This window comes from Sorangium sp. So ce1335, assembly GCF_051521615.1.
Lineage (GTDB): Bacteria > Myxococcota_A > Polyangia > Polyangiales > Polyangiaceae > Sorangium.
In genome coordinates this window covers 12706320-12720518 of sequence record NZ_CP150363.1, presented here as the reverse complement: position 1 = coordinate 12720518, position 14199 = coordinate 12706320, and the positions used below count along the sequence as shown (strand labels likewise).

Sequence of the window (14199 nt, the reverse complement as noted above, 5' to 3'; positions counted from 1 at the left end):
CCGAGAGAAGTGGTCACTAGGCATCCGATGTCGTCGCACATGACCCACATCGCCGCGACGCGAGAGGGTTCGTACAGACGCGGCAGAGCGCTTGCGATAGCCTCCTCGGTTCGGAGGCTTGTGATGAACTCCAGGAGCGTACTTTCCGTCGTCGCGCTGACCACTTTGCTCGCCGGCAGCCCCTTTGCGGCAGGGTGCAAGACAGCCGCGGAGGCCAGCGTGACCGAGGAGTCGGTCGAGGCGGTCCCGGTGGCGCTCGAAGAGCCGCTGACCGAGGAGCACGACGGCGGCTCCGTGGGGTGGGACATCGCGCCCGACGGCACCGTGAAGGCCATCGTCAAGACGGCAGACGGCAAGCCGATCGACAAGGACGTGAGCGGTACGCTGACCTGGAAAGGGCCGAACGGCGACGCGCAGGTCCCGCTCACGCTCGACGCGAAGACAGGGCTCCTGATCGCGGCCGGGCCCAGGCTCGAGGCCGACCTCACCGAGGTGAAGTACAACGTCGTCGTCTCCGGGAACCCGTGGAACGGCACGCTCCACGTGCCCGCCGGGGGCACGAGGGTCATCGTCGAGGGCGCGAAGAAGGCCGAGAAGCGGCCTGTCCCGCCGGGCAAGACAGGCCCGAACGGCGGGGTCATCCAGGTGGTCGGCGACGACATCATCGAGGTCGTCGCCGACAAGACCTCTGGCCAGGTCAGGGTGTATGTCCTCGACGCGAACTTCAAGCCGGTTCCCATCGGCGACCGCAAGATCAAGCTCGGCTTCGTCGGGTCGGGCTCCGAGCTCATCGTGCTGACCCCCGGCCCTGGCGGCCTCTACGGCGTCGGCACGATCGGCGCGAAGGTGAACCCCGTGAAGCTCACGGTGGTCGTGGCGCACCCGACCCACGCCGACGTGGTGCTCGTCGGGTATCGCCCGGGCGTGCACGTCGTCGTCGGGCCGAGCGCGCCGTCCCTGAACGTCGTCGTTGCGACGACGTGGAACGTGGGCGTGAAGGTGAAGACGGCTCCAGGTCCAGGCGTGGTGGTGATCCACGATGACGACGACGACGACGGGCGACCGGTCCACATCCACGTGCACGGCAAGCACAAGGGCAAGCACAAGCACAAGCACCACAAGCACCACCACCACCACTAGGGCCCTCGCGCGGCGCTGGGCGAGCTCCCTCACCGCCGAGGTCGACGCCGCCTCGCTCGCCGTCTTCCGCATCGGCTACGGCGCCCTGATCGCGTGGGAGGTCGTCCGGTACGCCGCCCACGATCGCATCTACCGTTATTACATCGAGCCGAGCTTCTTCTTCGGCTTCGTGCCCTTCATCCGCCCCTGGGGCGGGGCGGGGATGTACTGGCACTTTGCCGCGCTCTTCGTCCTCGCGCTCCTCTGCGCCGCCGGGCTCTTCTACCGGGTGAGCGCCGCGCTCCTCTGCGCCGCGCTCACGTATGTCTTCCTCCTCGACAAGGCGCAGTACCTCAACCACCTGTATCTCCTCTGCCTGCTCGGCCTGCTGCTCGCCGTCGCCCCGGCGCACCGCGCGCTCTCGCTGGATCTATTCCGCGCGCGGCGCGCCGCGCCGTCCAGCGCGCCGGCCGAGACGGTGCCCCGCTATCATGTCTTTGCGCTGCAGGCGCAGATCGCCATCGTCTACTTCTACGGCGGCGTCGCGAAGCTGAACGGCGACTGGCTCCGCGGGCAGCCACTCACGATGTGGCTCGCCGAGCGCGCCGACGCGCCGCTCGTCGGGCCGCTGCTCGCCACGCCGGCAGCGGGGCTCGCGCTCTCGTACGCAGGGCTGCTCATCGACCTGTCGATGGGCTTTTTGCTCTTCGCTCGACGCACCTTCCCGATCGGCGCGGCGCTCGCCGTCGCGTTCAACCTCAGCAACGCTTTCCTGTTCAAGATCGGGATCTTCCCCTACGCGATGATCGCCGCGCTCGCGCTCTTCGGAGACCCGTCGTGGCCGAGGCGGCGGCTGCCCTTCCTCTTCGCGCCCACGGCAGCGGACCGCGCGGGCGGCGACGCCCCCGCCCCCTCGCCCCCGGCGCCGCGGAGGGCCCTGCCGCTCGCGCTGCTGCACGCCTATCTCCTGATCCACCTCCTCGTGCCGCTCCGCCACTGGGCCTATCCGGGCGACGTGGCCTGGAACGAGGCCGGACACCGCTTCTCGTGGCGCATGAAGCTGCGCGACAAGAACGTGAGCGAGCTCGACGTCCACGTGCTGGATCCGAGGACCGGCGTGCGCGAGTCGCTCGACCTCGGAGAGTGGCTCACCGATCGGCAGCTCGGCGAGATGTGCGCCCGGCCCGACATGATCGTCGACTTCGCGCATCACGTGGCCGACCGCTTCCAGGAGGACTTCGGCGTCCGGCCGATCGTCACGGCCACGGTCATGGCCTCGCTGAACGGCGGGCCCTTCCGCGACCTCGTCGACCCGACGCTCGATCTGGCGTCGCAGCCGACAGGGCTCCTTGCGGTCGTGCGCCCCCCCTGGCGCCAGCGCGCAGCGCGCTGACGGTCGCGGCGCTCAGCGCCAGCACGGCGCCGATACCGAGGCCGAGGCGCGGCGCGGCATCGATCGGCGTGAGCGTGAAGAGCACGGTCATGACGACAGCGCCCGCCGTCTGGCCGGCCAGCCGCGCCGTGCCCTGCATGCCGCCCGCGGCGGCGCTCCGCGCGCGCGGCGCAGCGAGGAACATGTTGCGGTTGTTCGGCACCTGGAACAGGCCAAAGCCCGCGCCGCACAGCGCCACGAACGGCACCAGCGAGAGCGCGCTGCCGCGCGCCGGCAACAGCGCGAGCGCAGCGAGCCCCAGCGCGAGACACACCGCGCCCGTCGCGCACAGCCAGGCCGTCGAGATGCGGCTGGCGAGCCGGCCCGCGACGGGCGCCACGATGGCCACGCTCAGCGGCCAGGGCGTGAGCATGAGCCCGGTGGTCAGCGCCCCTTGGCCAAAGCTGTGCCGCAAATAGAAGGGCAGCGCGACCAGCGCGGAGGCCTGCCCCGCGAAGCACGCGACCGACGCGATCACGGAGACGCGAAACGAGCGGCTGCGCAGCAGGTCGAGCGGCCAGAGGGGCGCCTCCTTCGGCAGCTCGCGGCGGAGCAACAGCGTCGCGCTCAGGACCGACGCGGCGAGCCAGGAGGCCCCGAGCGCAGGCTCCGCCGGCAGCAGCTCCGCGCCCGCGATCAACGCGCCGAAGGCCCCCGCGTTCAGCGCCATGCTGGTCGCGTCCAGCGCTCGCGCCGTGCCGGGGACAACGGGGAGACCGCGCGTGGCGAGCAGCACCGCCCCGCCGAGCGGAAGGTTGACGGCGAACAGCCAGGGCCAGCTCGCGCTGGAGAGCAGCGCGGCGCCGACCGTGGGCGCTGCGGCCGAGGACAGCGCCACCGTGAGCGCGTTCCAGCCGATGGCGGCTGCCAGCTGCGCCTGCGGGACCACGAAGCGCAGCAGCGCCACGCCGAGCGCCATCACGGCGGCGCCCCCGAGCCCCTGCAAGAAGCGCGCGGCGACCAGCCAGTGGAGCGATGGCGCCAGCGCACACAGCGCCGACGCGCCCGTGAACAGCCCGACGCCTGCCGTGAACACGGCGCGATAGCCCAGGCTCTCGCCCAGCGCGGCGCACGGCAACAGCGCCATCACCAGCCCGAGCTGGTAGGCGCTGACGACGCGCACCGACACGGCGGGCGTCACCTGGAACGCGTGCGCCAGCGCAGGCAGCGCCACGTTGGCGATGCCCGCGGAGAGCACCACCAGCACCATGGCCGCGAGCACGCACGCAATCGCCTCCGTGCGCGCCGGGCGCTGCGCGCCGAAAGCCGCCAGATCGGACCCCTCGCTCGGCAGGTGCGCGTCCGCGACCGAGGCGCGCAGCGCCGTCATGGCCCCACCGTCCAGACGCCGTCGCGCTCGACATAGCGGGTCACGCGCCGCGCGACCTGATCTTCCCGCTTGAGATCGCGCTCGGTGAAGCGGAACAGCAGCGCCGGGCCGGCGACACAGCGCGTGTCGTGGATGTCTCCCGGCAAGAACAGCTGCGCCTGCCCGGCGCGCAGCAGCGTCTCGTCCCGCTTGACCAGCGCGACGCCGGCGCCGGTCTCGACGCGCGCGTAGGTCGACATCGCGATCTCTCCGCGCTGCAGCGCGTAGATCACCCAGCCGCGACCGTGATCATGCGGCGGGCGGTAGAGCCCGGCCTGCTCGGTGTGGGCCAGCAGCACGAAGCCGTGCTCCGCGTCCCGGTGGAGCTCCGTGGACGCGGGCGCCTCCTCGTGCAGCGCCGCGAGCCAGGGCTCGGTGGCGCGCGCCTTCGCCAGCTCTTCCAGGTGAAGGCGGCAGCTGGCGACCAGATCGCTGCTGAGCGGTCCCCAGCTGGCGCGGGTGCGATGGATGAACAGTTCAAGGGCGTTCTCGGTCATGCGCGGCCTCCGGCTCGGCTCGAATCGACGTGATCCGAGCTTCGACGTCCAAGCTAGGGCGCCGGCACGGGTTGCGGAACGCGCAACGATCACAACAACTCTTTGCGTTTGACGCCATGTCCCGCGCCGGCCTCGGTTAGCCTGGCGGCATGGCGCTGCCTGATCTGAACCTGCTCGTGACGCTCGACGTGCTGCTCGCGGAGGGCAGCGTCACCGGCGCGGCCCGACGCCTGCGCCTGAGCCCCTCGGCGATGAGCCGGGCGCTCGCGCGCTTGCGGGAGACCCTGGGCGACCCCCTGCTGGTGCGCGCCGGACGCGGCCTTGTGCCGACCCCACGCGCGCTCGAGCTGCGCGAGCGCGTGAGCCACCTGGTGCAGGGCGCCGAGGCCATCCTGCGCCCGGCCGAGAAGCTCGACCTGAAGCGCCTGGTGCGCACCTTCACGCTGCGCACCAGCGAGGGCTTCGTCGAGAGCTTCGGTCCAGCCCTGATCGCGCGCACCGGCGCCCAGGCGCCAGGCGTCCGGCTGTGCTTCGTGTCCAAGCCCGACAAGGACAGCGCGCCGCTGCGCGCTGGTGCCGTCGACCTCGAGACGGGCGTCGTCGACGAAGACACAGGCCCCGAGCTGCGCACCCAGGCGCTCTTCCGCGACCGCTTCGTCGGGGTCGTGCGCAGCGGCCACCCCCTCAGCCGCGCGAGGATCACGCCCGCGCGCTACGCGGCCGGACGCCACGTCGTGTTCTCGCGGCGCGGCATGGCCAAGGGGCGCATCGACGAGAACCTGGCCGCGCTCGGGCTGGCGCGCGAGGTGGTGACCATCGTCGGCGGGTTCGCTACCGCGATCGCCCTGGCGCGCGCGACCGACCTGATCGCCACCGTCCCGGAGCACCACACCCGGAGCCTGCGCGACGGCCTGTTCAGCTTCGCGCTGCCCTTCGCTGCGCCCGAGATCACCGTCTCGTTGCTGTGGCACCCGAGGCTGGACGCAGACCCCGCCCACCGTTGGTTGCGCGACAGCTTGCGGGAGGTCGTGGCCGGCGGGGAAGAGACGGCGGTTAGGAACGGGCGTGCTGGGCAGCGCCGCGCGCCGCGGAGGAGGCGAAGCGGCTAGATGGGCCTCACCAGCTTCCGCCGGGCCGCGCTCTCTGGCTCCGCCGCCGCTACGGCGACGCCTGCTTGTCCTCGCAGCGGCCCAGCACGAAGATCCCGCAGACGCGCTCGTCCACGAGGCACTGCTGCCCTTCGGGGCACTGCGACGGGTCGAGCACGGCCGGGTCGCACGGCCGCGAGCAGAACGGCGGCGGCCCCTTCGGGGCGTCGTAGGCGCCGTTGCCGTCGCGGTCCAGGAAGATGGGGTTCGTGATCGCGTACGGCGCCACCGGGTACCAGTCCGGGACCGGCGGCGACGCCGTGAAGAACCGCGAGAGCGCCTCGACCTGCGTGAAGGCGAGGCTCGCCACCCGGGGGAGCTGGAGCTCGCCGAACGACACGGGCAGCGCGACCGGCGTGAGGAGGTTCTCGTCGCGCAGCCCCATCGCCACCACGACGACCCAGCCGTCCGTCGCCGGCGCCGGCAGCGCGAGCCGCGCGTCGACGTCCACGATCGCCGACGGCCCCGATGACGGCTCGAGCACCTCGACGAGCCGCCCGCTCACGTACACCTCGACGCGATCCACGCCGAACCAGCTCGCCGTCTCGATCCGCAGGTCGAGCGGCACCGTGTCGCCCTCCACGCGCGCCACGCCGCCGAACGTCGCGCCGCCCACGCTCGCTCGGACGAACGGGCCATACGTCGCGAACGCGCTGCCCGCGCGCAGCGACGCCGTGGCCTCGGCGAGATCGATCGCCGCCGGCTGGTCGGTCCGCGCGCGGAAGTACGTGCGCGGAAAGCCCGGCTCCAGCGAGGCGCCGTGGCCATCGCTGCTCCCTACCTGCGTCGGCGAGAAGCCGTAGTCGAGGTAGCGGAACAGGTCATCGACCTGGCCCGCGTGGAAGGTGCACGGCCGATCCGCGTCCTCGGGCGGCACCGCGCCGCCCTCCCCTCCCAGGCAGAGCGCCTCCCCGTCGGCCGCGCTCCTGTCGAAGTCCCAGACGGCGTCCTGCTCCTCGGGCGTCCTCGTCAGGATCCGCTTGGTCACGCTCCAGGCGAGCGCCGAGCGGGCGCGCTGCTGGCACACCGCGTACCGCTCGCCGGGCCTGCACGCCGGCAGCGCGAGCTCGGCGCACGCCGCGCGGAGCGCCGCCTCGTCCTCCGCGGCGTCGATCCGCGACAGGCAGCGGTTGAAGTCGACGACCTCCTGCACCGTGGGGGTCCGCAGCAGATCGAACCGCTTCGCGTTGAACACCTCCATCGCGTCGAAGTCGCAGCTCCCCACCTGGAACAGCGGGTTGCTCGCCTCGAGCGTGGGGATCGTCCGGTGGAGCGTGAAGGGATCGACCCCGAGCTGGTCGATGTACCCGATGAACCCGTCGCGCGGGTGCGCGACGATCACGAGCGCGTCCTCGCCGTCGGCCGCCGTCCCGCGGACGCCCTCGATCACGTCCCCGCCCGCGCGGCAGACCCAGTCGAAGACGCCGTGATCCGGCGCCGCGAGCTCGTCATAGCGGAGCGGGAAGCCGATGAAGTGCCCGAGCTCGAGCGTCGAGACCTCGGCGCCGACCGCCGTCTTCAGGTGCGGCTCGAGCATAAGCTTCCGCGCCGCGGGCTCGAGATCCGTGTGCACGTCGTGATCGGTCGCCACCGCGATCTCGAGCCCCTCGACGACCGCCGACGTCACCCGCTCCTCGAGCGCCATGCCGCTGTCGAAGCTCGGGCGCTGGTGCAGGTGCATGTCGATCGACATCCACCCCGTCGAGTCGACCTCCCGCGGCACGAGCGCCTCGATCCGGCGCGCCTCCCCGGCGCGCAGCTCGATGTCGGGCACCTCGAACCGGCCGAACTCGGGCCCGCGCGTGACGAGCACGCGGTAGCGGCCGGGCTCGATCTCCACCGAGCCCTCGCCCGTCGCCGACCGCTCGATCTCCCGGACGCCGCTGCCGAGGCGGCCGTGGCCCAGGTAGACGCGCCGCAGGCCGTCGCCCTCGCGCGGCTGCCCCGCGGCGTCGAGCGCGACGAACGTCAGCTTGGCCGGCGCGAGGCGGCCGCCCTCGTCGACGACCCGGTACGCGACGCGCGCCGGGCTCGGCAGCTCCGCCGACGCCGTCGCCGTGGCCCCGGCGCCGATCGCCACGCGGATCGGCGCGGACACCGCCGTGCCGCCCGGGCTCTCCGCGACGAGCAGGTAGCCGCCGGGCGCGAGCCGCGCGCTGAAGTCGCCGTCCTCCACCGGATCGAGCCCGCGATCGGCGTCGATGGAGCTGAGCAGCCCCACGTCGCCCGAGCGCGCGAGGTTCGCCTCGACCAGCGCGTCGACGCTCGCGAAGACGACGCCAGGGTCGGGGTCGCGGAAGACGTGGACGCGCGCGTTCGGCACGGGCTCGCCCGTCGATCGCCACCGCACGGCGCCCTCGAGCGCGCCGGTCGGCGTGCCGCGGGCGTCGTGCACCACCTCGGCGACGCTCGCGATGTCGCCCTCGCCCACCGCGAAGTAACGCTCGTAGGTGAACGACCGCTTGCTGTCGCACGCCGCGTCGTCCGACGCGCCGGCGAGGCAGCTCCGGCCGGCGCTCAGGAACGCGGTGGCCGCGCTCGTGAAGACGGGGACGTTCACCGCGGTGGGCGCGCCGCCCGGGGCCGCCTTCGTGAAGTAGCCGTAGCTGACGTCGCCGCCCGCCGCGGCGACGAAGTCGAAGCTGAGCGGCCGCTGGAACGTGTCCCGACCGGCAAAGAGCGCGTCGAACACCGCCCGCTCCTCGTCGAACCCGATGCCGGGGCCGAAGATGTCGTTCTGGTTGCCGAAGAAGACGAAATCGCCGGCGACGATCCCGCCCTTCCGCTCGGGGTCGTTGTTGCGGTCGTCGCCGAGGATGCCCCGGAAGATGTCCTCGGGCCCCGTGTAGTTGTCGAGCGAGAGCGGCTCGCCGCACGCGCACACCGGACAGCCGTCGTCGCCGGCCGCGAGGCCGTCCTCGCACTCGAGCGCGCACGAGGCGACGCTCGGGCACCCGATCGCCCTGTCGGGCAGGAGCAGCGTCGTGCGGATCGTCACGAACCGCTCGCCGGGGCGGAGGATGTAGTCGGTGCGGAAGCGCAGCTCCGGCTTGAGGCCGTCGAACAGCAGGCCGAGCAGGTCCTCCTGCGTCCTCAGCACGCCGAGCGCGTGGAAGAGGAACCCGCCGTCGCCCTCGACGCGGACGATCGCCTCCTGCCCGTCGGAGCCGTCCTTCACCACGAGGACCTCGGTGGCGCCCGGGTCGGGCACGAGCAGGTTGGCGACAGGGAACGACTCGGCGAAGCGGTCGCGGCCCGACGCGCTCGCGAAGCGCGGATCGGGCCGGCGCAGGTCGGCGTCGACGAGCGAGCCGCCGTAGACCCCCGGCCCGGGCGAATGGCGGGGGCCGAGGATGGCGACGCGGATCTCGTCGTTTTCCAGAAGGAAATCGCCCACATCGGCCATCGCGACGGGGCCGCCGACGAGCTCGAAGCGGTTCTCGATCGTCTTGGCGCGCAGGAGGCTCGGCGACTCGCAGCCGGCCGATCCGGCGAGGGCGGCGCCGCCGGCGAGGCCGAGCAGCGCGAGCAGGGCGGGGGCGGTGCGGCGGGTTCGCATGGCGGCCGCTACAGGTTGAGCTGGAGCTGCAGCGCCACGGCGTCGTTCTCGAGCGCGACGCCGTGGGCCTCCTGCCGGTGGGTGAAGTCGGCCTGCGCCTTGAGGACGTTGTCGATGAAGTGGTAGCTCGCGCCGGCGGTGAGGGCCCAGCCGTCGGTCTCGTCCGAGAGGTCGAGGTTGGGGTCGAGCCACTCGAAGCGCGCGCTCACGCCGAGCTTGATGCGCCGCACGAAGTAGCCGACCTCGCCGACGAGGCCGAGCGACGTGACGGGGGCGAGCTGGCCTGTCGGCTGCGTCGGCGCGCTCTCCGGATCGCTCTGGTTCCAGAGCAGCTCGACGAGCGCGTGCGCGCCCGCGGCGTGCAGCAGGACGTCGGCGCCGACGCCGTGGATGTCGCGCGTGCCGCCGTCGCTGAAGAAGTAGCTCGCGCCCGCGCCGAGGCGGGGGCGCGCGGCGGCGAGGTCCTGGATGGAGCGCGGCATGGGGCCGAGCGGCTCGGTGGCGAGGCGCGCGACGTAGGCGATGTTGTCGAAGCGGTTGCCGAAGCTCGCGGCGTTCTCGACATAACCGGCGAAGAACTGATCCGAGCGCTGGAACCCGTTGAACATGCCGGCGAAGTAGCTGAACGCCCGGTCGTGGAAGTGCCCCTCGACGTGGAGGCCGACCTGGCGGAAGGGCGCCATGGCGCGCACGGCGAGGGGCCGCTCGATGAGCGCGCCCTCGCCGGCGCCCGTCATCGCGGAGCGGCTGAACGGCACGTCGTGCGCGCCGAAGTAGAGGTGCGCGAACGGGAAGTGGGCGTAGCCGATCCACGCCTCGGACAGCCGCGCCGAGGCGTCCTCGCCCGCGGCGAGCTCGCCCGCGACGGCGAACGGCACGTACCCGGCGAGCGTGCCAGCGAAGCCGACCCGGGCGCGCCGCACGCGGAACCCCTGCCCCTCGGCGACGTCGCCCGCCTGCAGGAAGGCGTCGTCGCCCGCGTACGGCACGGCCTGCGCCTGGACGAGCACGAGCGGCGCGAGGAGGAGCCGGCCGACGCTGAGCTGGAACGGCGGCCCGGAGGCGCCGTCGGCCGCCGGCGCGGCGTCGGAGCCGGCGGGCGCCGGCGCGGCCGCGGCGGCGGGCGGCGCGGTGCCGCCGGGCGGGAGCGCGGGGGCGGCGGGCGGCAGGGCGGCGCCGGCGTGAGGGAGCGCGGCGCCGGGGGACGGCAGCGCGGCGCCAGACGGCGCGGCCCCGGAGGGCGCGGCGCCGGGCGGCGACGCTGCGGGCGCTGACGGCGCGGACGCAGGCGGCGTGGCCGCGCCCGGAGCGGCCGCAGCAGGGTTCGTCGCCGGGCCCTCCGGGACGGCCGGCGCGGCGGGCGGCAGCAGCGGGAGCGGGTCGGCGGCAGGAGGCTGGACCGGCAGCGGCTGGACGGGCTGCGCGCCGGCCGGCGCACACAGGAGCGCCGCCGCCAGGAGCGCAGCGGCGGCCGCGCCGCTCCCCGCCGCGCCACCCGCGCGGCAGCGCGCCCTGGCACACCGAGCGTGCGCGCCGCGACGACTCGAAGAGCAAGGTGTCATCGGCATCCGTGGCGGCCGGCGGCAGCGGTGGAATCGCTGCGAGAGCAGCAGCGGCGCCGCAGGCAGGCGCAGCCCGTGTATCCAGGGTTCGACGGGGAGTCAACGCGCCGCCTCGCGCCGGGCGTGTTGCCCTTTCCGGCATCTCGCGTTCCGCGTACACTCGTCGTTGCCGATACCCGCGGCGATCGACGTCGATCGCCGCCCGTTCCCGATGGCGGGGCTCGCCCCGCCGCCGCGCTGGAGGCCGGCGTGCCCGGCGTCCTGTGCGGTCAACCTCTCGCTGGATGTTCATCAGCCGCGCCGAGGCGCGCAGAGGAGGTGGCGAATGAGGGTGTGCAGGAGGGCGCTCGGCGCTGCCGTGGTGGTGCTCGCGGCGCTCGTCGCGCCGGAGACGGTGCGGGCGCAGGAGGTCGTGCAGACGGCCTTGTCGCCGCCCGCGGCTCTGGCCGCCTCGACGGACGCCGAGGCGCGGTTCGAGGCGCGGGCCCGCGCGCTCGTGGCGGAGCTCCAGCCCGCGCAGCTTGGCAGGACCTGGGCGCGCGTCGTCGACGATGCGCTGCGGCGCCTGACCGACCTGCCGTCGGCGGCGGTCGCGCCGCCGCCGTCGTCGGACCTGCTCGTGATCCCGGAGTCGCCGGTGATGGTCGAGGGCCCAGCCGCCGAGGACGAGGAGGCGGGCCCGACGCTCGTGCTCGGCTCGATCCGCATCACGTTCGCGCCGGTCGTGGTGCCGGCGTCTCCGGTGATCGAGAGCGAGCGCGGTGATCAGGCGATCCTGCCCGGGGCCGTGGCGCGGCTGCCGTGGTTGATCCCCTGATCGAGGTCTGGCTGGGCGGGAAGGAGCCCTGTGCGAGCCACTTCCCTCCCCTGGGCCCGCGGCGAGCTACGGCGCGCTGCTCGCGCCGCGGCTCAGCACGTCGAGGTAGCTGTGTAGCCCGCGGATGTGGTTCCCGCCGTCGACGAGGATCGACTCCCCGGTGATCCAGCGGGCGTCCTCGCTGCAGAGGAAGGAGACCACGGGCGCCACGTCGTCGGTCTCGCCGATGCGCCCGAGCGGCGTGCGCTGGGTGAACTCCTCGGCAGACGGCCCCCTCGTGAGCCCGACGGCATCGGCGAGCGGCGTGCGGATGAGCCCCGGCGCGACCACGTTGACCCGGATGCCGTGGCGCCCGAGCTCGGAGGCGGCGACCTTGGAGAGCTGAGCGAGGCCGGCCTTGGCGGCGCAGTAGTGCGCCAGCCCGTCGGTCGCCGCCGCCTGGTTCAGCGAGGAGATGTTGACGAAGGCGCCCGGCTTGCCCGCGGCGATGAGCTCGCGCGCGACCGCCTTCATGAAGAGAAAGGGGCCCTTCAGGTCGACGGCGACGACATGCTCGAAGTCTTCCTCTGGCATGTCCACGATGGCTGAGAGCGTCGCGGTGCCGGCGTTGTTGACGAGGATGCCGGGCGGCCCGAACGCGGCCTTCGCCGCCTCCACGCCGCGCGCCACGTCCTCGGCGCGGGACACGTCCCCCGCGAACGCGCGCGCCCGCGCCCGCCCCTCGGCGGCACGATTCAAGGTCTCCGCCGCCGCCTCGACCTTCGCCGCCGTCCGGCCGAACAGCAGCACGTTCGCGCCGTCGCGAAGCAAGCGCGCCGCGATCCCGAGACCGATTCCCTGTCCGCCCCCGGTCACGATTGCACAGCTCGAGATAAGCTTCATACGCCTCCTGGCGCACGCAGCGTACAGGATCGGCGCGCGGGGAGGCTGCGTTGTCGTCCGCGCAGCAGCGCGCCCGTGCTCTCCGGCGAGCTCACAAGAACAGTCCGCTGTGACTAGAACGACCAACGGGCCGAAGCCGCTCGAAAGAGCAGAACGTCGAACCGCCAAGGCGCCAGAGACGCCATGATCTTGTCCTCTTCCTGGCGCTCCTGGCGTCCTTGGCGGTTCGTTTCGGGTCGATCAACGTGAGGGCCCGATCATCCGCTCCGGCCGCACGATCGCGTCGAACGCCTCGCCGTCCAGGATCCCCAGCGCGAGCGCCGCCTCGCGCAGCGTCGTGCCCTCGGCGTGCGCCTTCTTGGCGATCTTCGCCGCGTTGTCGTAGCCCACGTGCGGGTTCAGCGCGGTCACGAGCATCAGGCTCTCGCGGAGGTTCCGGGCGATGCGCTCGCGGTTCGGCTCGATGCCCCGCGCGCAATGCTCGTCGAACGACGCGCAGCCGTCGGCGAGCAGCCGGATCGACTGCAGCACGTTGTGGATGACGAGCGGCTTGTACACGTTGAGCTCGAAGTTGCCGCTCGCCCCGCCGAGGCCGACCGCGACGTCGTTGCCGAGCACCTGCGCGCACAGCATGGTCATCGCCTCGGCCTGCGTCGGGTTCACCTTGCCCGGCATGATCGAGCTGCCCGGCTCGTTCTCGGGGATCGCGATCTCGCCGATGCCGCAGCGCGGCCCGCTCGCGAGCCAGCGGACGTCGTTCGCGATCTTGAACAGGCTGCAGGCGAGCGTCTTCAGCGCGCCGTGGGCCGCGACGAGCGCGTCGTGCGACGCGAGCGCCTGGAACTTGTTCGGCGCCGTGACGAACGGCGCCCCGGTGAGCTCGGCGATCTTCGCCGCGACCCGCGCCGGGAACTCCGGGTGCGCGTTGAGCCCCGTCCCGACCGCCGTGCCCCCGAGCGCGAGCTCGCGGAGCGGCGGGAGCGCCCGCTCGATCGCGGCGACGCCGGCGTCGAGCTGCGCCACGTAGCCCGAGAACTCCTGCCCCAGCGTGAGCGGCGTCGCGTCCTGCAGGTGCGTGCGGCCGATCTTGACGATGTCCGCGAACGCCGCGCTCTTCTGCGCCAGCGTGTCGCGGAGCCGCCGGACCTCCGGGAGCAGGCGGCGCTCGATCTGGAGCGCGGCGACGACGTGCATGGCGGTCGGGAACACGTCGTTCGAGCTCTGCGACCGGTTCACGTCGTCGTTCGGGTGGATCGGCGACTTCGAGCCCATCGCGCCGCCGCTCATCTCGATCGCGCGGTTGCCGATGACCTCGTTCACGTTCATGTTGGTCTGGGTGCCGCTGCCCGTCTGCCAGACGACGAGCGGGAAGTGGTCGTCGAGCTTGCCCTCGATCACCTCGTCGGCCGCCGCCACGATGAGCGCGCACTTGTCCGCCGGCAGCAGCCCGAGGTCGCGGTTGACGAGCGCGGCCGCCTTCTTGACGGTGGCGAGCGCGGCGATCATCTCCCGCGGGAAGCGCTCGCCGCCGATCCGGAAGTTCTCGAGCGAGCGCTGCGTCTGCGCGCCCCAGTAGCGATCATCCGGGACCTCGATCGGCCCGAAGCTGTCCTTTTCGATGCGCGTCCCCATCGCCGCGTCTTAGCGGCGGCGACCCCGGTCCTCAAGCCGCGCCAGAGCGGGCTCTGCGGCCCCTGCACACCACTGCGTAGGCGCGTTCGCGCCGGGGTCGAGCAGCGGGCGCGCTCTTGTTTCCTCGCCTGTTTTTTGCGAAGTTCCCGGCCTCACACAGGCGAGAAGCACGGAGTTCAGCA

General features: G+C 73.0%; 9 protein-coding genes and 1 pseudogene. 4 read left to right on the top strand and 6 right to left on the bottom strand.

What is annotated here, in order from left to right:
* Positions 1-123 precede the first annotated feature (123 nt).
* A complete protein-coding gene (locus WMF24_RS47490) occupies positions 124-1140 on the top strand; it encodes a hypothetical protein (protein WP_437734112.1) in 1017 nt (338 codons plus the stop codon).
* A pseudogene (locus WMF24_RS47485) lies at positions 1040-2398 on the top strand (HTTM domain-containing protein); the annotation flags it as partial. The gene WMF24_RS47490 and the pseudogene WMF24_RS47485, both read left to right, overlap by 101 nt.
* Here the strand turns inward: WMF24_RS47485 and WMF24_RS47480 are convergent.
* Positions 2388-3881: an MFS transporter gene (locus WMF24_RS47480; protein WP_437734111.1), complete on the bottom strand. Its 1494-nt coding sequence runs from the start codon at positions 3879-3881 to the stop codon at positions 2388-2390. The pseudogene WMF24_RS47485 and the gene WMF24_RS47480 overlap by 11 nt on opposite strands.
* Complete coding sequence (locus WMF24_RS47475; protein ID WP_437734110.1) at positions 3878-4510, bottom strand: hypothetical protein; 633 nt, start codon at positions 4508-4510, stop codon at positions 3878-3880. Before WMF24_RS47475 ends, WMF24_RS47480 begins: the two co-directional genes overlap by 4 nt.
* Before the next feature lie 56 nt (positions 4511-4566).
* On the opposite strand from WMF24_RS47475, the gene WMF24_RS47470 reads away from it, so the two are divergent.
* Positions 4567-5526: a LysR family transcriptional regulator gene (locus tag WMF24_RS47470; protein ID WP_437734109.1), complete on the top strand. Its 960-nt coding sequence runs from the start codon at positions 4567-4569 to the stop codon at positions 5524-5526.
* A gap of 49 nt (positions 5527-5575) precedes the next feature.
* On the opposite strand, the gene WMF24_RS47465 is transcribed toward WMF24_RS47470, so the two are convergent.
* Together WMF24_RS47465 and WMF24_RS47460 are read right to left on the bottom strand one after the other, a co-directional pair.
* Positions 5576-9124 (bottom strand): PHP domain-containing protein, encoded by a 3549-nt coding sequence (locus WMF24_RS47465; RefSeq protein WP_437734108.1) that lies wholly within the window; start codon positions 9122-9124, stop codon positions 5576-5578.
* An 8-nt stretch (positions 9125-9132) separates the two neighbouring features.
* Positions 9133-10686 (bottom strand): porin, encoded by a 1554-nt coding sequence (locus WMF24_RS47460; protein WP_437734107.1) that lies wholly within the window; start codon positions 10684-10686, stop codon positions 9133-9135.
* A gap of 325 nt (positions 10687-11011) precedes the next feature.
* Here WMF24_RS47460 and WMF24_RS47455 point away from each other — a divergent pair, with 325 nt between their 5' ends.
* Positions 11012-11503, top strand: coding sequence for a hypothetical protein (locus tag WMF24_RS47455; RefSeq protein WP_437734106.1), 492 nt, complete (start codon positions 11012-11014; stop codon positions 11501-11503).
* A gap of 66 nt (positions 11504-11569) precedes the next feature.
* Here the strand turns inward: WMF24_RS47455 and WMF24_RS47450 are convergent, their stop codons facing one another.
* Together WMF24_RS47450 and fumC are read right to left on the bottom strand one after the other, a co-directional pair.
* Entirely contained in the window at positions 11570-12385 is an 816-nt protein-coding gene (locus tag WMF24_RS47450; protein WP_437734105.1) for an SDR family NAD(P)-dependent oxidoreductase, read from the bottom strand.
* A gap of 240 nt (positions 12386-12625) precedes the next feature.
* On the bottom strand, positions 12626-14017 hold the full coding sequence (fumC, locus tag WMF24_RS47445) for a class II fumarate hydratase (protein ID WP_437734104.1): 1392 nt from the start codon (positions 14015-14017) through the stop codon (positions 12626-12628).
* Between the last annotated feature and the right edge of the window lie 182 nt (positions 14018-14199).

Bases quoted from the DNA above. Each gene is read 5' to 3' on its own strand.
- WMF24_RS47460 (WP_437734107.1), bottom strand. From the start codon at position 10,686: ATGACACCTTGCTCTTCGAGTCGTCGCGGCGCGCACGCTCGGTGTGCC.
- WMF24_RS47490 (WP_437734112.1), top strand. From the start codon at position 124: ATGAACTCCAGGAGCGTACTTTCCGTCGTCGCGCTGACCACTTTGCTC.
- WMF24_RS47480 (WP_437734111.1), bottom strand. From the start codon at position 3,881: ATGACGGCGCTGCGCGCCTCGGTCGCGGACGCGCACCTGCCGAGCGAG.
- fumC (WP_437734104.1), bottom strand. From the start codon at position 14,017: ATGGGGACGCGCATCGAAAAGGACAGCTTCGGGCCGATCGAGGTCCCG.
- WMF24_RS47455 (WP_437734106.1), top strand. From the start codon at position 11,012: ATGAGGGTGTGCAGGAGGGCGCTCGGCGCTGCCGTGGTGGTGCTCGCG.
- WMF24_RS47465 (WP_437734108.1), bottom strand. From the start codon at position 9,124: ATGCGAACCCGCCGCACCGCCCCCGCCCTGCTCGCGCTGCTCGGCCTC.
- WMF24_RS47450 (WP_437734105.1), bottom strand. From the start codon at position 12,385: ATGAAGCTTATCTCGAGCTGTGCAATCGTGACCGGGGGCGGACAGGGA.
- WMF24_RS47470 (WP_437734109.1), top strand. From the start codon at position 4,567: ATGGCGCTGCCTGATCTGAACCTGCTCGTGACGCTCGACGTGCTGCTC.